The organism is Pseudomonas sp. TE3552, assembly GCF_056278945.1.
In genome coordinates this window covers 2,993,998-3,015,989 of the sequence record NZ_JBWBQJ010000001.1, presented here as the reverse complement: position 1 = coordinate 3,015,989, position 21,992 = coordinate 2,993,998, and the positions used below count along the sequence as shown (strand labels likewise).

Here is a 21,992-nt window from a genome sequence, read left to right as displayed (position 1 = left end):
GTTCATGAGGCGCTCCAGCTCAAGGCGAATAAGGTTTCGCCCGGCAAATCGAAGCTCACGCGACCATCGTGACAATTGAATTGAGCGCTGCGACTGCGGCTGTCGGCACCGAAATACACCAGCGTTCCCTGGGCCAGCGGGCATGTCGCCCCAGCCAGATCGACACGCTGCAAGCGCGTGCTCTTGTTGACACCCAGCAGACTGCGCTGGCGCTCGGTGGCCATGGCCAGCACGTCGACTTCGAAGGCGTCGTTGTCCAGGCGCATGACGTTTTTCAGCCAGTGCTGCTGGATGAATTGCTGGGCCAGGCCCACCGGTTTGAGTTCGAAACGATCACCGCCAAGTACTCGCACCATGCCTTTGGGGTAGGTCGGTTCGTCGGCGGCCTGGAACCAGTTGAGCATGTCCAGCAACCCGTCCTGCGCCGAGTTGATGACCACCGAGGCCCACCACAGCGAGGTGAAATGGGTTTCCTGATCATAGGGGCTCAGGCTTGAACCGCTGGACAGGTTGGTCTGGTCCAGCAGCAAGGCCTTGCGTGGCCGGCCATGGGCATCGAGACCTACCAGTTCGGCGGCGCGGCGCACGCTGTCGCGATAAGTCCGGGTTGCCAGCAGATCGCGAATCATCCATTCATGCCAGGCGAGGGCGTCGATCTGCTCGCCGGATTCGGCCAACAGGCGCCGTGCCCAGTCGATACCGCGCTTGTCGATGGCATTGTCGGCGAACGGGCCGTTGACGAAGCGTGAACTGGCGGGCATGGCGATGCGCACGCCGGCCTCGGCATTGGCGGGATTGCTGCGCACCTGCCGGGCCATGCTGTTGAAGATCGCCTGGTAGTTGGCGTAGCTCGGGTAGTTAAGATTCGGCTCATCGGCGAACGCGATGTAGTGCGTCCCTTTGCCACCCAAGGCACGGGTCGCGGCGAGCCAGGCATCGAGGCCGGCGTTGCTCAGGGGATCGGCCCGCAGATCGGCCTGGCGTTGGCTGCCAGCCAACAGGGTGATGTCCTGCGTGATGCCGAAGCGGTTCTGATAGAGCTGCCGGAACGCATCTTCGTGATGCGGATTTTGCGCGGTGACGTCGACAAAACTGTAATAGGTGCCCGCCTGGGGCTTGAGGGCGTCGAGCGCTGCGAAACTGGATTGCGGTGGCAGCACGTAGGGCAAGTAAATACCCAGGTTCGGGGTTGGGCCGAGCAGCTCTTTGTGCAGGGTCAGCCGGGTCTGGCCATCGCCCTCGCGCAATGGTTTGAGTTGCTGCGGATTCTGCGCGAACAGGTTCGCCGTACCATCGAGCCAGAACGCCACCTTGCCGCTGCCTTGCAGGCGCAGGCGCCAGATCTGTTCATCCGAAGTGACGGGCAATGCCACCTGATCGAACTGCCAATAGCCGCGATAGGGTTTCAGTGCCAGGGATACTTGTTGGTTATCGCCCACGCGCTGGGCCAGCAGGGCGCTGACGCCACCGTGAAACTTGCCGGCCAGCACCGCGTGTTCCCCCGCTGCAACCTTGAAATACAGTTCATCGCCGCCGCGGGTTTCGGCGCTGAAATGCACCTTGGCCGGAGAGAACAACGCCACGGTATGTTCGTCGTGTTCGACTGTGTAGCGGCGGAAGCTGTAGCCCGGAATCTCCAGTCGATAACTGGCGGCACTCGGCGCCAACGGCCAGCTCTGCGTGCCTCGGGTTTCACTGGCGGCGATCAGGCGCTCACCTTTCAGGTTGCCGTTGCCGTCGAGCAAGTACAGGTGTTCTTCATTGGCGTCGGCCTGCCACGCCGCCACCCAGCGGATGGTCAGTGTGTCGGGGCGATCCGTTTGCAGGTACAGGCTGGCGTCGCGAATATCAGCCCAGCGCATGGGCGCCGCCTGGGCGCTCAATGCGAAGCCCAGGCTCAACAGCAGCATGAGGCGTTTCATGCCGATTTCCGTTGCAGCATCTGAAGCATCGGTGCCACATCGCTGGGCAGGATGATCAGGGTTTGCCAGGCCGGTACGCCACTCAACCGGCAGTATAAAACCAGTAACGCGAGGGTCACTGCCAGGTAGGCGATGGACGATGCCGTCGCGGCGCCGACGATGCCATAAAGCGGGATCAGCAGCAGGTTCAGGGCCAGGTTCAGTAACGCGCCGAGCCCCATCAACAGTGAGATCGTGCCGGGGCGATTCTTGCCCAGCAAGTCCAGGCGCAGGATGCTCGCATAGCAAAGACCGAACAGCCCCGGCAACAGCGCCAGCAAGGCCGGGTAGGCTGGCTGATAGGCCATGCCGAACAGCGTCACGATCAGCCATTCACCGATCACTGCCATGGTCAGGCAGGCACCGAGCATCACCGTGGCGGTCAGGCGCAGGGCCAACGGGGTCAGGCGTTCCATGCCTTCGTCCTGTTGCAGCAGGCGTTTCATCAGCGGTGTGGTCACCGCCTCCGGGACGATCAACAGCAATTCGGCGGCGGCGCTGGCCATGGCGTAATGACCCAGCGCGGTGCTGCCGAGCAGGGCGCCGATGAACAGGTAATCGGAGCGCAGAATCACTTGCTGGAACAGCAAGTCCGGATGGCTACGGGCGCTGTAGCGCAACAGTTCGTTCTGGCTGGCGCGGTCCCATTGCAAGTTCAAGGGCTGAGCGCGTTTGAGCCACAACCAACCGGCCAGCACCACCAGGCTGATACCCGCCAGCCAACTGATCAGCGCAGCCTCCAGTGCGGCGTCTTTCCACATCCAGAACAAGGCCAGAAACAGCAGCAGTGGCGCCAGGGATTCCGTCAGCCGCAAGGCATTGAACGCCCCCACGGCGCCCGACGCATTGTGTAAGGTCAAAAGACCGCTCTTGAGTACGGTCAGCGGCACCGCCAGCAGCAACAGCCAGGCGAGCAACCCCAGTTGTATGGTGACGTCGAGTTCACTGCCGAACTCGCGCACCAGCGCCACCACCAGTAATGTCAGCAGGCCCGCCAGTAGGCAACCGAACACCAGCACCTGACTCAGCAACAATCCCATGGGGCGTTGCTTGGCCGCCTGATAACCCACCGCCGAATTCAACCCGCCGCTGGTGGCCGCGCTGATCAGATCGGGCAGGGTGCTGAGCAGCGCAAACAAGCCGCGCTCGCTGGGGCCCAGAATTCGCGCCAGCAACACATTGCGCAGCAGCCGCAGGGCGATCATCGCCAGTTTGGTGCCCATGCTCAGGGCCAGGTGTTTGAGGTAATGATTGCGACTCATGGCCTGGCCCCGCGGTAGATACGCCAGGACAACAACTCCGGATTGCGCGCCGTGCGCTGGCTGATGCCGATCCGCGGCAAGGCCAATGGGTCGCTGATGCCCCGATAAATCCCGGCGACGGTGCCCAGTGCAAACGGGAAGTCGTGGTCGGCCACGTGTTCGCGCACCCGCGCATCATGGTTGCCATTGGGGTAGCAGTAGACCGGCAGCGGCCGGTTGCATCCGTTTTGCAGGGCAGTGCGACTGCGGCTCAGTTCTTCATCCAGGCGTTGATCGTCGAGGCCGGTGAGGATTGTGTGGCTGGCGCCATGAGGGCCGAAGCGGATCAACCCGCTGGCCTCCAGGGCACGCACTTGATGCCAGTCCAGGGCCTGGGGCAACGACTCTTCAGGGCATTGATCGGTGAGCCGATACAGTTCGCTCGGCGGCAGGGTTTTCAGGCTTTGCAGAAAGTGCAAAAGCGCCAGGCTACGGCGCTGCACATCCAGATCATCAAGCAGCACCGGTAACGGTCGCCCGATCTGTTGCAGGCATTCAATCAAATGCACCCGGGCTTTTTCACCGTGGCTGCGCCACAGGGTTTCACCCAGGCTTTCCCACCAGAAGCGTTGTCGGCTGCCGATAAAATCGGTGGAGAGAAATATGCTCGCCGGTACCTGATACTTCTTCAGCAACGGGAAGGCATTCAGTGCGTTGTCGCGCCAGCCGTCGTCGAAGGTCAGCGCAATTTTGGGGCGCTCCGATCTCGGTGTGCCGGGTTGCAGGATTTCCATCAGCGGCACGCACTCGAAATACTTTTTCAACCAACCCAGCAAATGTTCGAAGGCCTTCGGCCCCACACACAGTTCATTGCGATGGGGCAGGTCGGCGGCACGGTCGTTGGCCAGCACCCGGTGCAGCATCAGGATCACCCCGGCGCCGTGCAATTGATGACGACCTACCGGCGAGTTGAGATAAAGCCAGCCACTGGTGCGTTTTAATAATTGTCTGATCGCCATGGCGCGGTCCTATCAACGATTTTGCTCGGGGTTCCACTGCGCGTACCGCTGTCCACGCAGGAACTGCCACACACCGATACTCATCCCGGCAAGGGTCACCAGAAGAAATGCGGCGAGGCGAAAGGGTTTGGGCAAACGGTGTTGCACATCCAGCAGGCCGGCGATGGCCACCGCGTAACCAAGCAGTTGCGCGATCAGGCTCAGGCGATAAAAGCCATGGACATTCCACAGCCAGAAATTGGTCAGCAACAACGGCAGCAACACAACCGGTGCCAGGCGTCGAATCAGCTTGTGGCTGATCAGCGCAATCGCATACAGGCCATGGCGCCAAGGGTTCAGCAGTTCCCGGCGCTGGGCCAGGCTTTGCAGGCCGCCGACGGTGACACGCTGACGCCGCCGCCATTGTTTGTGGATCTCATCGACGCCGCGGTCGATCACCCGGGCTCCGGGCACATAGACGATGCGTTTAAAGGCCACCGGTGCGCAGGTGCTGATAAAGAAATCATCGTTGACCTCTGCCGGCACGTGCTGGAACAGCTCGCGACGCAAGGCGAGCAGGGCGCCGTCGGCGGAGACCATGCAGCCGGTGCGATTTTCCACTTCGCGCAGCCAGCCTTCGTAGTGCCGATAAAGGCTATCGCCCAGGCTCAGGCCCTTGCCCGTCACCGGAATCAGCATGTGCCCGGCGCAGACCCCGACTTCTGGATCGGCCAGGGGTGCGAGCAACTGGCCGAGGGTGTCGGTCGACCATTGGTTGTCGGCATCGGTGAACACCAGAATCTCGCCGGTACTCAGGGCGACGCCGGTATTCAACGTGGCGGCCTTGCCCAGACGGGGCAGGTCGAGCACGCTGATGCGCGGGTCGATCACCGTGTGCGCGCGGGCCACGGTGTCGTCGGTGGAGCCGTCGCTGGCCAGGATGATCTGCAGCGAGCGCGCCTGATAATCCTGGGCGAGCAGGATGTGCAGTTTCTCTTCGATGTACTGGGCTTCGTTGTGTGCGGCGATGATGATGCTCACGTTCATCGGTTGTGCTGGCCCATGACGCCGCACGGGAAACAACGGCGCGAGCAGCGTCAGCAGCAGCGGGTAGCCAAGATAGGCATACACCGGCAATAGCAGGCACAGCCAGAATATGAGCTCAGCCACGGGCGGGCCTCCTGGCATTCCAATGACCAAGGCTCAGGATGAGCGCGGCACCGGCCAGGTGCAGGCGTACCCAGTGCAGGCCCCAGAGTTGCAGCGTCAGGCGTAGGTCACGGTGTTTCAGGCTTTGCCGCAGGCTCTGGGCGAGTGCTGGCAGGCTGGTGACGAACAGCATGAATAGCGCCAGTCGGGGGGAACCGTTGAGCAGGGCGGATAGCGCCATGAAATCCAACACCCAGGCGATGATCGACAGCATCGGGAAACGCAGTAAACGCAGATTCATGCCGTGGCTGCGCAGTAATTGCAGGTGACTGCCCTGACGCCAGAACTCCTTGCCCATCCATTCGCGCCAACTGCTCTCGTAACCCCAATGCAGGGCAACGCTCTGGTTGACGGACAGCAGGCGTGCGCCAGAGTGGGAAAGGCGCATGGTGAAATCTTTGTCTTCGCCGGTGCGCAGGTTTTCGTTGAAGCCGCCGACCTTGTCGAACCATGGACGACGCATCAACAGGTTGGAACTGGGCAGCCATCGCACTGTTTTCACCGTTTCATCGTTCGGGCGCAACGTGCGGCGTTGCCAGGCATTGGCATACCACGGGGCTTCGGCCGGGGTGTGCAGGTCCAGTCCCAGGACGTCGACCTGAACCGCGGGTTGGATGCTCAACAACAGCGTGAGCCAGTCCTCGGGCATCTCGATATCGGCATCGATGAAGCTCAACCATTCCCCCGTCGCCATCGCCGCGCCGCGATTGCGCAGGGCGCCGATCGACAGGCCAGGCAGCACCAGCACCTGCGCACCGAGCTGGCGAGCGATGTGCGGGCCCTGATCGTCGGAGCCGTTATCGACCACAATCAGCTCGCCTTCCAGCCCGGCGGCCTCGACGGCTTTTTTCGCGGCGAACAACGTGCGGCCGATGTGCCGGGCTTCGTTGTACATCGGGACGACGAGGCTGATGCGGCTCATGCCCTGGCCTCCGTCGGCGGACATTCTTCAGCCTTCAGACGCAACACCCAGGTCAGGGCGAGCATGATCCACAGGTACTTGTGATTCGGTGCGCTGAGGAACATCAAAAACAGTGTCAACGACAGATAACTTATGCCCAGGTGGGTGATCAGGTCGGCCTGTTCCCAATTTCGTCGCAGCATCCAGGCTTGACGGGCGCGGACCAGGTTGTACATCCCCAGGCCCAGCATGCCGACGAACAACAGCCCGGCGGGAATCCCCAGTTCACTGAAGATTTCCATGTACGTGTTGTGAGCGCGACGGTACAAGTCGCCGGGTTTGCGGTTGGCGGAAAACACCTTGGCGTAACCGGAGGTGGCGTAGTGCAGCGGGAAGGTGCCGGGGCCGGAACCGAGTAACGGGTGTTCGCGAATGATCTGGCTGCCGACCACAAGGTATGACGCGCGACGGCCGAGGGATTCGTCCTGGCTTTTGGCGCCTTCTTTCAAGACGCTCAAGGACTGGATGCGCTTGAGGTAACCAGCCGGCATCGAATAAGTCGCCACCGGGATCACGATCGCAAGGCCGAGCATGGCAAAACCCAAGTGGCGTGGCCGGATGCGTGGCAACTGCGCGCGGTAGTGCCAGGCGCCGATCATCAAGCTCAGGAACAGGACCACCAGCCCGGAACGGGAATCGGTTTTGGTCATGCCGCCCAGCAGCAAAATACAGCAGCCGCCCCAGAACAATCGGTGCAACAGGTTCGGGCCGCGGATCACCAGCAGCAGGGCCAACGGTACGGCGAAGGCGATCAGCAGGGCAAACGAGTTCGCGTCTTCCAGCAGCCCGGCGGCGCGGCCCTGGTCCTGATACTTGGTGGAGAACATGGCCAGCACGCTGGTCGCGGTGACGCTGAGGGTCACCAGCCGGGCGAACAGATCGAGGTTCAAGTCACGGCCGATCAGCAAGGTGATCACAAACAGCACCAGGCCGACACTCATGTCCCGCAGGTGACTCTGGGACATGTCCAGGTTGTCGGTGTTGATCATGCTCAACAGGTACAACACCGTGAACCCGATCAGGTAGCGCCAGATGTTGCTGCGCAGGCGCTCGGACGGAATCTGGTGGATGGCCAGTTGCAACATCAGGATCAGTGCCAGTGACGCACCGATAAGTTTGGTGCCCGACACTGCATTGCCCTTGAAGAAACCTTCGAACGGCACCAGCGCCGCGATACCCAACAAACCCCAGGCGGGTTTTCGGTACAACACCCCGATGGCCACCAGGCCCAGCACCGCGCCTGGCGCCAGATACGGGTAAGGGCTGGCCAGTAAACCGAGACAGACCAGGGCGAACAGACTGACGATCGAGAGCGGAAAGATCACGCGCGTGCCTCCCGTGCAGTACGGATATAAAGCTGCGACCAGCGTTCAGCCAAAGCCTTCAGGTCGTAACGGTCCAATTGCGTACGTTTTGCGTTGTCGATCAATTCGCGAGCCAGTGCCGGCTCACGCAGCAGCGTGTCGATCTGCCGGGCGAGGGCGGCGCTGTCGGTGGGGGGCGCCAGCAGGCCGTTGTGCCGGTTCTCCAGCACATCGGGAATGCCGCCGACGCTGAACGCCACCACCGGCACCCCGGCCTGCATCGCTTCCAGCAAAATCATCGGTGTGCCCTCGGTGCGCGAGCTGATTACCAGCGCATCGAGTTGCGGCCACCAACGGTTCATGTCGGTCTGGTAACCCGGCAAGGTAATGCGTTGGTGCAAGCCGGCAGTGGTAACCCGTGCCTGCAGGATTTCGCGTTCCGGGCCGTCGCCGAGCATCACGGCGTCCAGTTGCGGGTGTTGCTGACAGAGCGGAATCAGGACATCGAGAAACAGGTCCGGGCCTTTTTCGCTGCTCAGCCGTCCGACGTAACCCGCCAGCCAGCGCTGGTGTCTGGCATTGTGGGGCTGCAGCTCGCAGGCTTTGGGCAAACCATTGGGAATCACTTGCAGTTTCTCCGTCCGGACACTGGCCTTGCGGTGCAGCGCGGCGATGCTTTCAGCGACGCAAACCACCCGGTTTACCGACGCGGTGCGACACAGTTGCAGGCTTAGCCAGGCATAGAAACGTTGCTTGCGACTGCGCGGCGTGAAACCGTGCTGGGTAATGACCAGCGGCAAATCCAACAACGTTGCGCCCATCCAGCCAAATAACAGCCCCTTGAAATTGTGCGTATTGATCAGCGGCCGTTCAGCCCGCCGCTGACGCAAATGACGCAGCAGTTCCCTGAATCCCGAGCAGCCACGGCAGTCGATCCCGGCCCCGCGAAACCTCGCGATCAGTGCTGGCGGCGCATCGAGAAACACCACCTGGTGTTGCCCCTGCGTCGCCAGGCAATGGTCCAGCAACATCCGCTCAGCGCCATAAAAGCCGCCGCTGCTGATCAAATGCATGATCGGCAGCGCGCTGGCGCTGAGCGGCCCGTTCAATGGCGCACCCAATACACGAAGCTAGGCACGGTCCAGTTCTTGTGCGGGTTGTTTGGCAGGGCATCTTGATCGTTAATCACCAACAGCACCGGCAAGCCCAATTCATGGGTGATTTGCGCTGGATGTTTGAAGCGGTGATCGAAGAACTCACGCACGTAGACGAAGGCAATCGCCAGCAGCAGACCGGTCAGCATCCCGAACGGAATGATCAGCAGCGGTTTGGGAAACGCCGCCTCGGTCGGTTCGTACGGTGGGCTGAGTACCCGAGCGTTGGACATGTCGTTGTCCAGCGAGCGGGCGGTGCTGCTTTCGGCAAAGCGCTGGGCGTAGGTAGAGAACGCCGCGTGCAAGGCATTGATCTCGGTGTCCATCTGCTGCAGCTTGCTCTGGGCCACTTGCAACTGGTGGATACGGTTCTTGAACTCGGCGATGCGCGCGGTTTTCTGGTTGATCACCGAGGTGACAATCGCCAGGTCGCTGGTGCGCTCCTGAATCCGGTTGCTGACGATTTTCAGGAACTGCTGACGGGTGCGGGAAATTTGCTCGCGGGTCAACAGCATCGGTTCACTGCCCGGCTGGAAGACCGCCAGGTCGTTCATGTAGCGGCTGACTTGAGTGGTCAGTTGCTCACCGAGCTGCCTGATCTCCCGGTCTTCGAAGGCAATGTTGTCCACCGTGGTGGTGAAGGTGAAGGGGAAGGTGTAGTCGTTGAGCCGAGACGTATTGGAGGCAACGGTCAGGGCGCTTTTCAGGTAGTCGAGCCAGCGCTGGCTTTGCAGCAGGCGATCCTGATACAGGCTCAGGGCCTGTTCTTCGGTGTTGATGGCGTTGAGGCGGAAGGTAATTTCCTCCTTCGGATCGGACGCGCCGATCTTTTCAAGCAATGCCAGTCGAGTGCCTTCCAGGCCATCGAGACGCACCTGATATTGCTTCTTCTTGGTTTCGTAGAAACTCTGCGGCAGGTCGATCGATTGCAGTTCCTGACGGTTGACCAGGTAGTTTTCCAGGAGCTGCGCGACAAACCGGGTGCCCTGGGCCGGATCGCCAAAGCTGTAGACAATGGAAATCACGTTGGAACCTGGCAGGGTATCGATTTTCAGGTCTTCGACGGCCTGTTGGGTGAAGACATCCAGATCAGTATTGCGGACCGGGTCGGTCTCAAGCCCGAACGCGTCGCGCACCGGATTGATCACGTATTCGCGCAAGGGGTTGGTCACGAAACTCTGTAGCGGTTCGGTCACCAGTTTGCTGAGGAGGCTGGTATTGGGCGTGTACTCGCCCTTGGCCATCAGATCGCTGATGGTCTGCCGGATCAGCGCTGGCGAACGCAGGATATTGCTCTCGGTTTCCATGTCTGCCAGTGATGGCGGAATGAACGAGGCGTCCCCTTGGGTCAGGGATGTGGTGGCGTCTCCCTGTGAGAGTTTTTTGGACTGCACGATCACCTGTGCGGTGATATCGAAGCTCTGTTTGAGCATCAACGGCAGGATCAGGGCAATCACTGCAAAAATCAGGAAGATTCGCTTCACCAATTGTTTGTTGGCGAAAAAGATCCTGAAGAACTCATGCAGGTAGTTTTCCTTCGGGTTCATAGTCGGTCACCTGAGAGTTAGTTGTTACTGCCTTTATTGTCGACGCGGTAGCCGAAGGTGAAACCGACCCCCTGGAACAACACCACGTCCGCCAGTTGCCGCGCGAGCTCACCGGCGCTGGCCAGTTTGGTCTTGGGCACGTAGAGCATGTCGTCCGGTTGCAGGTAAGCAATCTGCGACGCGTCACCGGACAAGGCTTTTTCCACGTCGTAGTGCACGGCCTGCACCTGGTTGCCGGTGCGACGCATGATCACTACCGAATCGAGCCGGGCCTTGACGTTGGTGCCTCGGGCCAGGGTCAACGCTTCGAGCACCGAGACCGGCCGGCGGATCGGGTAGGAACCCGGTTGCGCGACCTCACCCAGCACATAGATTTCGTTGCCCGAGGTGGATTTGAGCATGACGTCGACCGTCATCCGCCCCGGTAATTGCGCGTAGCGTTGATTGAGGAAAGTTTCCAGTTGGTTGACGGTCATGCCTTGCAGCGGCACGGAGCCGATTTCCGGGAAACTGGCATAGCCGTCATTGCCCACGGTGATCTCCCGGCTCATGCCGGTAGCGGGGTGGTTCAGGGCGCTCTTGAGGTTCTGCTCACCGCTCAGCGGGCTGGTGACGAGCACGGTCAGCTGGTTGCGATTGGGCTGGAACAGGGCTTTGCGGTTATAGGCACGCTGGATTTCTTCCCGCGCTTCGACCGACGTCAGCCCGCCGATTTTCACCGCGGTATTGGCCCCCGGCAGTTCGATGGTGCCGTCGGGCAGCACCAGTTGCGTGCCGTTGAGCTGGCTGGCCGCGGTGAAGTTCAGCGCGACCTGGTCACCGGGCTGAATGCGGTAAGCCTGCGAGCCACTGGTGCTGACGTGGAAGATCACGTCCAGCACGTCCTTGGGCCGCAAGGTCTGTTCGACCTTGGGCATGTCGGTGGCCTGGGCGTTGGCCGGCTCGGCCGTGAGGATTTGCACCGGCATATTCTGGGTTTCACTGGTGCTGGAGCAGCCTGCAAGCGGCAGCAACAGCAGGACAAGCATTTTGGCGTTCATGGCGTCATCCTTTCTGCGGTTGCTTACAGGTTTTTGTAGAGCCATCTGGGCATGTAGTACTTGCGCCGGTTGAGGACGCTGCCCACCAGATTCGCGCCGGCCTGGGTCAGGCGCTGGATCGCGGCTTGAGCGACTTCCCAGCGCGTGTCTTCGGCGCGCAGCACCATGATCACGCCGTCCGCCAGGGTGCTGATGACCAGGGTGTCGGCGGCCGAATACACCGCGTCGCCGTCGATCACCACGAAGCGATACCGTTCGCCCAGTTGCGTGAGCAATGGGTCCAGCTGTTCAGTGGTCAGGTGCTCGGCGCCGCGGATGTGCCGCCCGTTCGGCAGGATGTGGAAGGGCAGGCTGGAGACGGTCACCAGACAGTCCTGCAACAGCGGTGGGGAGTCGTTGAACAGCAGGTCGCGAAAGCCGCGCTCTTTGGTCAGCCCCAACTGCTGCGTGAGGTTGTCCGCCGCCTGGCTGGCGTCCACCAGCAGCACCTGGCCGCTGCTCATCGAGGCCAATTGGCTGGCCAGCGCCAGGGCGCTGGTGGTGGTGCCGGCCCCGATGTTGGCGGAGGTCAGGAAAAGGATCCGCAGATCCAGGTCGAGCACGGTCGAGGTCAGGTTGGACTCGCTCGGGCTGGCGATGGTCAGGCTTTTATTCGATGAACCGTCCATTTAACTCGCTCCGTGGCCGTTGAATACGATGAAGGGGGTTTTCAACAGAATCTTCAGATCAAGCAACAGGCTCTGCTCGGCGATGTACGTGAGGTCCAACTCAACGCGCTGGTCGAAGTCGATATTGCTGCGCCCGGAGATCTGCCACAGGCCGGTCATGCCGGGGTAGATGCTCAGGCGTGCAAGGTGGCTGTCCTTATAGCGACGGGCGTTGAACGAGGTTGGTCGTGGACCTACCAGGCGCATGTCGCCGCTCACCACATTGATCAGGTTCGGTAACTCATCGAGGCTGCTGCGCCGCAGGAAGCTGCCGATGGGGGTAATCCGCGGGTCGTCGTCGATCTTGAAGTCGATGGCGTCGGCGCCGTGTTTGTTCAGATGCCGCAGGGACTCCTTGAGCTCCTCGGCGTTGGCCACCATGGTGCGGAACTTGTACATGCCGAACATGCGGCCGCGGTAGCCGGTGCGTCGTTGCACGAACAGCACCGGCCCCGGGCTGCTGAACTTGATCGCCAGTGCCAGGCCCAGCAGCACTGGGGAGATCAACAGCAAAATCACCAGTGCACCGAGGCAGGCGACCACCCGATTGGTGCGCGACAGGGTCCAGGGCCGGCCACCGTTGCGCCCGGTCACCCAGCCGTGACCCTGCACGTGGATCGCCTTGTCGAGGCGCATTCGGTGCTCGGGATCCAGGCGGTTGTCACGCTGCATGTGATCGAGCAACATGCCTTTTTCATGTCCAGTCATAGAGTCCTCCGCTAAAGCCCGGCCATAAGTGGCGAGTGGGCACTACGCAGTGGGTAGTAGTCACGGAACCAGGCGATGAATCGCCCGAGTCCTTCATCCAGCTCGATCCGTGGCTGGAAACCGATGGCCTGTGCCAGATCGCTGGCATCGGCGCAGGTGTTGAGCACGTCGCCCGGTTGCAGGGGCAGCAACTCGACGAGGGCTTTTTGGCCGAGGTGTTTTTCCAGCAGCGCCAGGTAATCCTTGAGCGCCACCGGCTGTTGTCCGCCAATGTTGTAGAGGCACCACGGCGCCATGCTGCTGGCCGGGTCCGGTTGCTCGCGGTTCCAGTCTGGTGTTGGTTGGGGCGCGCATTCGATCAGGCGGGCGATGCTCTCGATGATGTCGTCGATGTAAGTGAAGTCCCGCTGATGCCGGCCGTAGTTGAACAGCTTCAGCGGCTGCCCTTCGGCTATCGCCCGGGCGAACCGGATCGGCGACATGTCGGGCCGGCCCCAAGGTCCGTACACGGTGAAAAAACGCAAGCCGGTGCAGGGAATGCCGAACAGATGGCTGTAGCTGTGGGCCATCAGCTCATTGGCTTTTTTGGTCGCGGCATACAGCGACAACGGATGGTCGGCGCCATCCTTGACCGAATAAGGTGTGTGTTGGTTGGCGCCGTACACCGAACTGGACGAGGCATAGATCAAGTGCTTGACCGGGTAATGGCGGCAGTTTTCGAGGATGTTCAGGAAACCGTTCAGATTGCTGTCGAGATAAGCCCGGGGATTTTCCAGGGAGTAGCGCACCCCGGCCTGGGCCGCGAGGTGAATCACCACCTCTGGCTGTTCGCAAACAAACAGTGCGTCGAGGGCCTGGGCATCGGCCAGATCGACTTTCGCGAGCGGGAAATCGCCTACTTGCTCGCGCACCCAATCCACGCGATCGTGTTTGAGTTGCGGGTCGTAGTAGTCGTTGAAGTTGTCCAGCCCGCACACCTGATGCCCGTCGCGCAATAGCCGCAACACGCAATGGGCGCCAATGAAACCGGCGGCTCCAGTGACGAGTATCTTCATGGCCGGGACGCCTCGGGAGTGATGTGCCGAAGCCCGATGCTGCTGTAGTTCAAACCGGCCGCCGCCACGTGCTGCGGGTTGTAGAGGTTGCGTCCATCGACGATCACCCGCGCCCGCAGTTTTTTCGCCAGCAGGTCGAAATCGACCACCCGAAAGTTTTTCCACTCGGTGCAGATCACCAGCGCGTCGGCATCTTCCAGCGTGTCGTCGCGGGTGGCGCACAGGTGCAGGTTATCGCGGTAGCCGTAGACGCGCCGACATTCGGACATGGCTTCCGGGTCGTAAGCCTGCACGCTCGCGCCTTCGGCCCACAGTGCCTCCATCAGATAACGGCTGGGGGCTTCGCGCATGTCATCGGTATTGGGCTTGAAGGCCAGGCCCCAGATAGCGATGGACTTGCCGGCCAGTCCATCGGGGAATTGCGCCTTCAGTTTGCTGAAGAGAATGTGCCGTTGGCTGTCGTTAACTTCTGTGACGCTGCGCAGCAGGCGCAATGGCATGCCGTGGTGTTCGGCGGTGTGCAGCAGGGCGCGCAAGTCTTTGGGAAAGCACGAGCCGCCGAAGCCGCAGCCGGGGTAGATGAAGTGGTAACCGATACGCGGGTCCGAGCCGATGCCTTTGCGCACCGCTTCGATGTCAGCCCCCAGCAACTCGGTGAGGTTGGCCAGTTCGTTCATGAAACTGATGCGGGTGGCGAGCATCGCATTGGCCGCGTACTTGGTCAGCTCGGCGCTGCGGTTGTCCATGAACATGAGTTTTTCACGGTTGCGGCAGAACGGTGCGTAGAGTTCGCTCATTTGGACGCGCGCCTCATCGTCATGGGTGCCGACGATGATCCGGTCCGGGCGCATGCAATCGGCCAGGGCACTGCCTTCCTTGAGAAACTCCGGGTTGGACACCACCCGCACCTTCAACGCACCTTTGCCACGGCGTCGTAGTTCTTCGTTGGCGGCGTTCGCCACTTGATCCGCGGTGCCCACCGGCACGGTGGACTTGATGATCAGGGTGCGATCGGTCTGCATTAAACCGGCGATCTGCCGGGCTACGTTCAATACATGGCTGAGGTCGGCGGAACCGTCCTCATCGGCGGGAGTACCCACCGCGATGAAAATCAGCTCGGCATGCTCGACCGCATCGCTGGCCTGCGTGCTGAAGAGCAATCGGCCGGCCTTGATATTGTCTTCCAGTGCGCTTGACAGTCCCGGTTCGCTGATCGGAGGAACGGCTTGCTGCAGTTGCCTGATCTTGTTGGGGTCGATATCGACGCACATCACGCGATGTCCGACATCGGCCAATGCCGCGGCTTGTATCAGGCCGACGTAACCCGTACCAAATACGCTCACGTCCATACCGGCGTGCCTCGTAAGACGGTGGATGTAACTGAAATGAGACTGTCAAAAGGGGTATAGCCCAGCCGTGGGAAAGCGTGTCAGCAAAATGACGGATAGCGCGGGCTGAAAACCCTGATTTCACGGGCTATTTGCTATCAAGTGCTTGCCGTGGCTGGATTTGTCGTGGTTTTTAGGGCTGGCGGAGGCTTTCAAGAAAGCGATAAACGGTCGCAAGGCTTGTATTACAAGGGTTACAGGCACTTTAGCGTGTCAGATTTGAGGCAACATTTTATTGACGCTTTTGGCAGAAAACCGGCATTTCTTGCGCTTTCATGGCTCGGTGCTAGTGTCAGAAAATGGCTGATAATCATTGGTTTCCATTGGCTAATGGCAGCCATGGAGGTACTGCACCGCCATGATCCGATACCTCAAGGAACTGTTGCTGGTTCTGTATTTACTCAAAAGCTACGACTATTACCTCGACCGTCTCGACGCGTTGGGCATCGGTTTCCCGATGTTGCTGTATGGTGGGATGTTCGTGGCGCTGACGATCGCGCTGTTCATGACGGCGTATATTCGCCAGACGCTGATCCGTCATCTGTTCGCGTTTGCGATGTTTGGCTCGGCGGTTTTCTTTGACGTTTATACGCACGTGACCGCCAGTTACCTGACTTACAGCAGCTTTGTGTCACTGGTGTATTCCGGCGGGTTCATTCAGGAAGCGGCGTACCAGTACCGCGATGCGCTCATCAGCGGGGTGGTCAGTGGTTTGTTGCTGCTGTTCGGGATCGGGCTCAAGCCGCGTCGACGGCTGCCATTGCCGGGCGCGCTGTTGGTGGCGGCGCCGGTGCTCGGGGTGCTGCTGCTCAGTGTCGTGCTGTTCGTGCGGGCCGGCGAGGGCGCCCGTGGCTTGCCGATCATGTACACGCCGTTGGCCTATTTGAATCTGTTTACCTACGAAGCGCTGCACAACACCGTCGGCCCGCGCGAACCCGTAAGCCTGGCGCGCATCGATCGGCCGGTGGGTCACGACATTGTGCTGATCATTGACGAGAGCATTTCCGGCAACTACCTGGACATCAACACGCCATTCGGTGTGCACAGCAACCTCAAGGAACCGCACGCCGGCGTGGACATTTTCAATTACGGCTACGCGGCATCCATCGCCAATTGCAGCGCCGACACCAATGTCACCCTGCGCTATGGCGGCACCCGCGCCGACTACATGCGGATCAACAGCACGCTGCCGTCGATCTGGCAGTACGCGAAAAAGGCCGGGCTGCGCACGGTTTACATCGACGCCCAGCGCACCGGCGGCAACTTGCAAAACCTGATGAATGCCGCCGAGAAAAAGGACATCGACGAGTTCGTGCAATTCGACCAGACCAGCGTGCGCGACCGCGACATGGCCGCAGCGGCCAAGCTGATCGATCTGCTCAACGACGGCACGCCGGAGTTGGTGGTGATCAACAAGGTCGGCGCGCATTTTCCAGTGCACGACAAGTATCCGGATGCGTTTATGGCTTACCGCCCGACCTTGCCTCGGGGGCAGTTTGTCGAGGTGGCGGACACCGGTAAACGCGATGGTTTCAACGGTCAGCCAGATGATTGGATGCTGTACCGCAATGCCTACAAAAATACTGTGCTGTGGAATGTCGGTGAGTTCTTCGCGCGGGTTTTCGCCCAGGCGGATTTACGCAATGCGTTGCTGATCTACACCTCGGACCATGGGCAGGATTTGCATGAACGGGGTAACCCGGGGCTCAACACGCACTGCGGCAGTGATCCGGTGGAGGAGGAGGGGCTGGTGCCGTTGGTGGTGATCCAGGGCAGCGATTTGAAGACTCTGGACTGGCAGGCGCAATTGCCGGCCAACAAGGATCGCTCCAGTCACTACAACATCTTCCCGACGTTGCTGCAGTTGATGGGCTACGACCTGGCGGGGGTCGAGGCGGTGTATGGCAAACCGTTAAGCGTGTCGACCGCGGATGATTTCACCTTCAACTATCGCTTCAATGCACGGCTCGGCGCTGTGCCGGCGTGGAAGTACATTGAGCTGAAAAGCATTGTGACGCCGGGGCAGGTGGTGCCGAGTGTGGCGGTGGGGCAGTGAGATTTTGAGTGATTGAACGGGCCTCTTCGCGGTCTACCTGCCGTCCGCTATCCTAGGCCCACTGCCTTCATCGAGTCTCCCCTCATGCTTTCGGTCCAGGGCGTCTTCAAAAGCTACGCCACCCCCCAAGGCCCACTGCCCGTGCTGCAAGGCGTCGACCTCACCTTGAAACCCGGCAGCAGCCTGGCGCTGATGGGCGAATCGGGCAGTGGCAAGAGCACCTTGCTGCACCTGATCGCCGGGCTGGACAAGGTCGATCGCGGCAGCATTCGCAGTGGCGAACATCGGCTGGAACACATGACCGAAAGCCAATTGGCAAACTGGCGGCGCAGCGAAATCGGGCTGGTGTTTCAGCAGTTCAACCTGATCGGCAGTTTGCGCGTCGAGGATAATCTGGCGTTTCAGGCGCGTCTGGCCGGGCGCCACGATCCGCGCTGGCAGGCGCATCTGGTGCAACGCCTGGGGTTGGGGGAACTGCTGCGGCGCTATCCGGAACAGCTGTCCGGCGGGCAACAGCAACGGGTCGCCCTGGGTCGCGCCCTGGCCTCGCAACCGAAACTGCTGTTGGCTGACGAGCCCACCGGCAGCCTCGATGAAGCCACCAGCGATGAGGTGTTGAAGTTGTTGCTGGAGCTGCTCGACGACAGCCCGACAACCTTGTTGATGGTCACCCACAGCCCACGGGTCGCTGCACGGCTGGCAGAAAAAGTGGTGCTGCACGGTGGCCGCCTGGCTGGCGTGGACGAGCGCTGAAGTGCGGGTTTTTCGCGAGACCTTGCGGGCGCTGCTCAGCCATTGGCGCCAGCACCCGGTGCAATTTTTCAGTGTGCTGACCGGGCTCTGGCTCGCCACCAGCCTGCTGACCGGCGTGCAAGCGCTGAACAGCCAGGCGCGAGAAAGCTACGCCCGGGCCAGTCAGTTGATCGGTGGCGAACCTCAGGCCAGCCTCAGTGCGCCCGGCGGCGGGGTGTTTTCTCAGCAAGTGTTTGTCGAGCTGCGTCGTGCGGGCTGGCCGGTATCGCCCGTGTTGCAAGGCCGAGTGACGCTCAAGGGCCATGAAGACCAACGCTTGCAGTTGATGGGCATTGAGCCGGTGTCACTGCCCAGCGGCTCCGCAGTAGCCGGGCGGTCGTTGGCGATCGAGCAAGTCGTCGAGTTTTTCACCCCCGCCGGGCAGCACCTGGATTGCTCCGCAGACCCTACAGACATTGAGCCTGCACGAAGGTGACACACCAGTGGCCCAGAGCGGAATCAGCCTGCCGCCATTGCGTGGCCAACCCGACATGGCCCCCGGTGTGTTGCTGGTGGACATCGGCTTCGCCCAGCAGATTTTGCAGTTGCCCGATCAACTGTCGCGCCTGCTGCTGCCCAAGGATTTCGTCGGGACCCTGCCGGATGAGCTCAAGGGCCAACTCCAGTTCAAAAGCAGCGGCGAAGAAAACAATCTCGCGCGCCTGACCGAGAGCTTTCACCTGAACCTCGATGCCTTGGGCTTTCTGTCGTTCGTCGTCGGCCTGTTCATCGTTCACGCGGCGATCGGCCTGGCGCTGGAGCAACGCCGAGGTTTGCTCAGAATCCTGCGCGCCTGTGGCGTCAGCGCGCGGATGCTGATTGCCTGCCTCGCCGTTGAACTGGGTGGGCTGGCGCTGATCGGTGGTCTTGCCGGCGTCGTCAGCGGCTACCTGCTGGCCGGCGTGCTATTGCCGGATGTAGCCGCCAGCCTGCGCGGGCTGTACGGCGCCGAAGTGCCGGGGCAGTTGAGCCTCAGCCCGCTGTGGTGGCTCAGCGGTATTGGCCTGAGCCTGTTTGGCGCCTTGCTGGCCGGCACCAACAGTTTGCTGCGGGCGGCACGTTTGCCGTTGCTGGCGCTGGCCAATCCACAAGCCTGGCATCAGGCCCATGCGCGCTGGTTGCGGCACCAGGGTTGGGTCGCGGCGATGGCGGCGGTGATCGCGTTGTTGGCACTGACCCTTGGCGACAGCCTTAGCAGCGGTTTCGTGCTGATGGCCGCGGTGTTGATCGGCGCCGCGCTGGCCTTGCCAGTGGTGTTGAATACTGTGCTCGACCGTGGGCTACGGCGCAGTCGTTCGGTACTCGGCCAATGGTTTGTCGCCGACTGCCGCCAGCAACTGCCGGCCCTGAGCCTGGCCTTGATGGCGCTGTTGTTGGCGCTGGCGGCGAACATCGGCGCCGGCAGCATGACCGCCGGTTTCCGCCAGACCTTCAGCAACTGGCTGGAACAACGCCTGACCGCCGAGCTGTACCTCAATCCGCAAAATCCCGCCCAGGCCCGGGAGCTGCACACCTGGCTCAAACAACAACCCCACGTCAGCGCGGTGCTACCGAACTGGCAGGTGTCGATTCAGTTGCAGGGCTGGCCGGCGGACGTCTATGGCGTGATCGATCACCCGACCTATCGCCAACACTGGCCGCTGCTCGAAGCCTTGGGCGATGACCCTTGGGAGCGACTGGCCAAGGACGACGCGCTGATGGTCAGCGAACAATTGGCCCGACGGTTGAAAGTACGCCTGGGTGATCACCTGACGATCCCCACGCCGAATGGGCCATGGTCGCCACGGATCGTCGGGATCTACGCCGACTACGGCAATCCCAAGGGCCATCTGCTGGTCAACATCAATCACCTGCTGCGCGGCTGGCCGCAGCTGACGCCCAGCCGTTTCAATCTGCGCATCGACCCGGCGTCTATCCCCGGGTTCCTGACCGCGCTGCAAGCACGCTTCGCCCTGGACGACAGCCGCATCGTCGATCAGGCCCGCCTCAAGGGCTGGTCCACGCAAGTGTTCGAACGCACCTTCGCCGCCACCGCCGCACTCAACAGCCTGACGCTTTGCGTCGCGGGCGTGGCGCTGTTCATCAGCCTGCTGACCCAGAGCCAGAGCCGCCTGGGGCAACTCGCGCCGTTGTGGGCGCTGGGCGTGACGCGTCGACAACTGATGCTGCTGAACCTCGGGCAAACCTGGTTGTTGGCGCTGCTGACCCTGGTGCTGGCGTTGCCGTTGGGCATCGCATTGGCGTGGTGCCTGGACACGGTGATCAACGTTCAGGCCTTCGGCTGGCGCTTGCCGTTACAGGTATTTCCACTGCAACTGTTGCAGTTGATGGGCCTGGCCTTGCTCGCCACGTTGCTCGCGTCGGCGTGGCCGTTGTACGCGCTGTATCGCACGCAACCGGCGGATCTGCTGAGGACGTTTGCTCATGAAGATTAAAGTCGGTGTGTTGCTACTGGTGCTGCTGAGCGGCTGCGACAACACCCCTGCGCCGGAAAAAGGCTTCGCCGGCCTCGGCCATCAGGCCGCCGCATTTACCCCGGTGATGCCCGGGCGAGTTTTCAATTTCCCGGCGGACCACGGCCCCCACGATGGCTTTCGCATCGAATGGTGGTACGTCACCGCCAACCTCAAAGACGATCAGGGCCAGGAATTCGGCGCGCAATGGACGCTGTTTCGCAGCGCCTTGAAAGCGTCCCCCGAGCAACCCGGCTGGAGCAATCAGACGATCTGGCTGGGCCATGCGGCCGTGACTTCCGCCACCGCGCACCATGCCGCCGAACGCTACGCCCGAGGCGGCGTCGGCCAGGCCGGAGTGAGCCTGACGCCGTTCAATGCATGGATCGACGACTGGCGTTTCAGCAGCCAGGCTTCCGATGCCGATGCCCTGTCGGACCTGCAACTCAGCGCCCGCGACAAGGCTTTCAGCTATCAGTTGCGACTGACTTCTACGAGGCCATTGGTGCTTCAGGGCGACAAAGGCTTCAGCCAGAAATCCGAACAAGGCCAGGCTTCGTATTACTACAGCCAACCGTTTTTCCAGGCCAGCGGCACCCTGGAAATCGACGGCAAAACCTACACCGTCAGCGGCCCGGCCTGGCTCGACCGCGAGTGGAGCAGCCAACCGCTGACCGCCAACCAGACCGGTTGGGACTGGTTCTCCCTGCACCTGGACAGCGGCGAACAGGTCATGCTCTACCGCATGCGGCAAAAGGACGGCGCGTCATACCTCACCGGCACCTGGATCGACGCCCAAGGGCAGACGCAGTTACTGCACGCCGACGACATCAGCCTCACTCCTCAGGAGAAGGCCAATGTGGCTGGCCGTTCGATGCCTGTGAGCTGGTCGATCAAGATTCCCGCCAAACACCTCGATATCACCATCGGTGCCCTCAACCCCAAGGCCTGGATGGACTTGCGCATTCCCTATTGGGAAGGGCCGGTGCGACTGAGCGGCAGCCATGGCGGGCAGGGCTATCTGGAGATGACCGGCTACTGAGCCGGAACTCTCGGCGCCGACGATCCTGAAGCCTGAGGGAAAGCTCCTGGTCCATGTCCAGGGAAAATGAAAGATCCGAACGTAGAGCAGAGCGTTGTGGTGACCGATACCGATGTGCTCAGAAACCTGTTAATACCCAAACTGATCATTACTTGTACGTATTGATCGTTCTTGTGCAAATACTTGTATAAGAACAATCAATTTTAATGGTCGAACCGGTGAGTTTCAGAGATTTGTAGTGGGTTTGTAACCAAACCCTTACGAGATATTACGTGCATAAATTTCATGTTTATACACGAGGACATATCGGCCATTTTCTATTAAAATCTTCCCCGTTCGCCCGGTGTCAGGGCTCTTTACCGGTGCATGGATTGCC

General features: G+C 61.1%; 16 protein-coding genes and 1 pseudogene. 4 read left to right on the top strand and 13 right to left on the bottom strand.

The features are described from left to right. Positions 1-2 precede the first annotated feature (2 nt). From ACZ9BB_RS13355 to ACZ9BB_RS13295, 13 genes are read right to left on the bottom strand one after another with little or no spacing between them, the layout of a single operon-like run. The gene (locus ACZ9BB_RS13355; protein WP_476214188.1) at positions 3-1,922 is read right to left on the bottom strand and encodes a hypothetical protein; all 1,920 of its coding nucleotides are present in this window, start codon (positions 1,920-1,922) and stop codon (positions 3-5) included. Then, positions 1,919-3,223: a lipopolysaccharide biosynthesis protein gene (locus ACZ9BB_RS13350; RefSeq protein ID WP_476214187.1), complete on the bottom strand. Its 1,305-nt coding sequence runs from the start codon at positions 3,221-3,223 to the stop codon at positions 1,919-1,921. The genes ACZ9BB_RS13355 and ACZ9BB_RS13350 overlap by 4 nt, the downstream gene beginning before the upstream one ends. Continuing rightward, positions 3,220-4,221, bottom strand: a complete 1,002-nt coding sequence (locus ACZ9BB_RS13345; protein WP_476214186.1) for a polysaccharide deacetylase family protein — start codon at positions 4,219-4,221, stop codon at positions 3,220-3,222. Before ACZ9BB_RS13345 ends, ACZ9BB_RS13350 begins: the two co-directional genes overlap by 4 nt. Positions 4,222-4,233: 12 nt before the next feature. Further along, a complete protein-coding gene (locus ACZ9BB_RS13340) occupies positions 4,234-5,370 on the bottom strand; it encodes a glycosyltransferase (protein ID WP_476214185.1) in 1,137 nt (378 codons plus the stop codon). Further along, positions 5,363-6,331, bottom strand: coding sequence for a glycosyltransferase family 2 protein (locus ACZ9BB_RS13335; RefSeq protein ID WP_476214184.1), 969 nt, complete (start codon positions 6,329-6,331; stop codon positions 5,363-5,365). Before ACZ9BB_RS13335 ends, ACZ9BB_RS13340 begins: the two co-directional genes overlap by 8 nt. Continuing rightward, on the bottom strand, positions 6,328-7,695 hold the full coding sequence (locus tag ACZ9BB_RS13330; protein ID WP_476214183.1) for an O-antigen ligase family protein: 1,368 nt from the start codon (positions 7,693-7,695) through the stop codon (positions 6,328-6,330). The genes ACZ9BB_RS13335 and ACZ9BB_RS13330 overlap by 4 nt, the downstream gene beginning before the upstream one ends. Then, positions 7,692-8,747 (bottom strand): glycosyltransferase family 4 protein, encoded by a 1,056-nt coding sequence (locus tag ACZ9BB_RS13325; RefSeq protein ID WP_476218303.1) that lies wholly within the window; start codon positions 8,745-8,747, stop codon positions 7,692-7,694. Before ACZ9BB_RS13325 ends, ACZ9BB_RS13330 begins: the two co-directional genes overlap by 4 nt. A gap of 32 nt (positions 8,748-8,779) precedes the next feature. Continuing rightward, the gene (locus ACZ9BB_RS13320; protein WP_476214182.1) at positions 8,780-10,375 is read right to left on the bottom strand and encodes a GumC family protein; all 1,596 of its coding nucleotides are present in this window, start codon (positions 10,373-10,375) and stop codon (positions 8,780-8,782) included. Between the two features lie 17 nt (positions 10,376-10,392). Continuing rightward, on the bottom strand, positions 10,393-11,415 hold the full coding sequence (locus ACZ9BB_RS13315; protein WP_476214181.1) for a polysaccharide biosynthesis/export family protein: 1,023 nt from the start codon (positions 11,413-11,415) through the stop codon (positions 10,393-10,395). Positions 11,416-11,438: 23 nt separating this feature from the next. Next, entirely contained in the window at positions 11,439-12,083 is a 645-nt protein-coding gene (locus tag ACZ9BB_RS13310) for a CpsD/CapB family tyrosine-protein kinase (RefSeq protein ID WP_476214180.1), read from the bottom strand. Then, the gene (locus tag ACZ9BB_RS13305; RefSeq protein ID WP_476214179.1) at positions 12,084-12,830 is read right to left on the bottom strand and encodes a sugar transferase; all 747 of its coding nucleotides are present in this window, start codon (positions 12,828-12,830) and stop codon (positions 12,084-12,086) included. It lies immediately after the preceding gene. Positions 12,831-12,841: 11 nt separating this feature from the next. After that, a complete protein-coding gene (locus tag ACZ9BB_RS13300; RefSeq protein ID WP_476214178.1) occupies positions 12,842-13,885 on the bottom strand; it encodes an NAD-dependent epimerase in 1,044 nt (347 codons plus the stop codon). Next, the gene (locus ACZ9BB_RS13295; RefSeq protein ID WP_476214177.1) at positions 13,882-15,234 is read right to left on the bottom strand and encodes a UDP-glucose dehydrogenase family protein; all 1,353 of its coding nucleotides are present in this window, start codon (positions 15,232-15,234) and stop codon (positions 13,882-13,884) included. The genes ACZ9BB_RS13300 and ACZ9BB_RS13295 overlap by 4 nt, the downstream gene beginning before the upstream one ends. A gap of 397 nt (positions 15,235-15,631) precedes the next feature. Here ACZ9BB_RS13295 and ACZ9BB_RS13290 point away from each other — a divergent pair, with 397 nt between their 5' ends. The 4 genes and pseudogenes from ACZ9BB_RS13290 (at position 15,632) to ACZ9BB_RS13275 (ending at position 21,616) form a co-directional block, all read left to right on the top strand. Beyond that, the gene (locus ACZ9BB_RS13290; protein ID WP_476214176.1) at positions 15,632-17,329 is read left to right on the top strand and encodes a sulfatase-like hydrolase/transferase; all 1,698 of its coding nucleotides are present in this window, start codon (positions 15,632-15,634) and stop codon (positions 17,327-17,329) included. An 84-nt stretch (positions 17,330-17,413) separates the two neighbouring features. Beyond that, complete coding sequence (locus tag ACZ9BB_RS13285) at positions 17,414-18,082, top strand: ABC transporter ATP-binding protein (RefSeq protein ID WP_476214175.1); 669 nt, start codon at positions 17,414-17,416, stop codon at positions 18,080-18,082. 1 nt (position 18,083) lies between these two features. Continuing rightward, positions 18,084-20,556, top strand: a pseudogene (locus ACZ9BB_RS13280) (ABC transporter permease). Then, positions 20,546-21,616 (top strand): lipocalin-like domain-containing protein, encoded by a 1,071-nt coding sequence (locus ACZ9BB_RS13275; RefSeq protein WP_476214174.1) that lies wholly within the window; start codon positions 20,546-20,548, stop codon positions 21,614-21,616. The pseudogene ACZ9BB_RS13280 and the gene ACZ9BB_RS13275 overlap by 11 nt, the downstream one beginning before the upstream one ends. Positions 21,617-21,992: the final 376 nt, after the last annotated feature.

What these genes read in the sequence shown, in the direction of transcription:
- ACZ9BB_RS13355 (WP_476214188.1), bottom strand. Translation starts at nt 1,922, where the DNA reads ATGAAACGCCTCATGCTGCTGTTGAGCCTGGGCTTCGCATTGAGCGCC.
- ACZ9BB_RS13350 (WP_476214187.1), bottom strand. Translation starts at nt 3,223, where the DNA reads ATGAGTCGCAATCATTACCTCAAACACCTGGCCCTGAGCATGGGCACC.
- ACZ9BB_RS13345 (WP_476214186.1), bottom strand. Translation starts at nt 4,221, where the DNA reads ATGGCGATCAGACAATTATTAAAACGCACCAGTGGCTGGCTTTATCTC.
- ACZ9BB_RS13335 (WP_476214184.1), bottom strand. Translation starts at nt 6,331, where the DNA reads ATGAGCCGCATCAGCCTCGTCGTCCCGATGTACAACGAAGCCCGGCAC.
- ACZ9BB_RS13325 (WP_476218303.1), bottom strand. Translation starts at nt 8,747, where the DNA reads ATGCATTTGATCAGCAGCGGCGGCTTTTATGGCGCTGAGCGGATGTTG.
- ACZ9BB_RS13320 (WP_476214182.1), bottom strand. Translation starts at nt 10,375, where the DNA reads ATGAACCCGAAGGAAAACTACCTGCATGAGTTCTTCAGGATCTTTTTC.
- ACZ9BB_RS13315 (WP_476214181.1), bottom strand. Translation starts at nt 11,415, where the DNA reads ATGAACGCCAAAATGCTTGTCCTGCTGTTGCTGCCGCTTGCAGGCTGC.
- ACZ9BB_RS13310 (WP_476214180.1), bottom strand. Translation starts at nt 12,083, where the DNA reads ATGGACGGTTCATCGAATAAAAGCCTGACCATCGCCAGCCCGAGCGAG.
- ACZ9BB_RS13305 (WP_476214179.1), bottom strand. Translation starts at nt 12,830, where the DNA reads ATGACTGGACATGAAAAAGGCATGTTGCTCGATCACATGCAGCGTGAC.
- ACZ9BB_RS13300 (WP_476214178.1), bottom strand. Translation starts at nt 13,885, where the DNA reads ATGAAGATACTCGTCACTGGAGCCGCCGGTTTCATTGGCGCCCATTGC.
- ACZ9BB_RS13295 (WP_476214177.1), bottom strand. Translation starts at nt 15,234, where the DNA reads ATGGACGTGAGCGTATTTGGTACGGGTTACGTCGGCCTGATACAAGCC.
- ACZ9BB_RS13290 (WP_476214176.1), top strand. Translation starts at nt 15,632, where the DNA reads ATGATCCGATACCTCAAGGAACTGTTGCTGGTTCTGTATTTACTCAAA.
- ACZ9BB_RS13285 (WP_476214175.1), top strand. Translation starts at nt 17,414, where the DNA reads ATGCTTTCGGTCCAGGGCGTCTTCAAAAGCTACGCCACCCCCCAAGGC.
- ACZ9BB_RS13275 (WP_476214174.1), top strand. Translation starts at nt 20,546, where the DNA reads ATGAAGATTAAAGTCGGTGTGTTGCTACTGGTGCTGCTGAGCGGCTGC.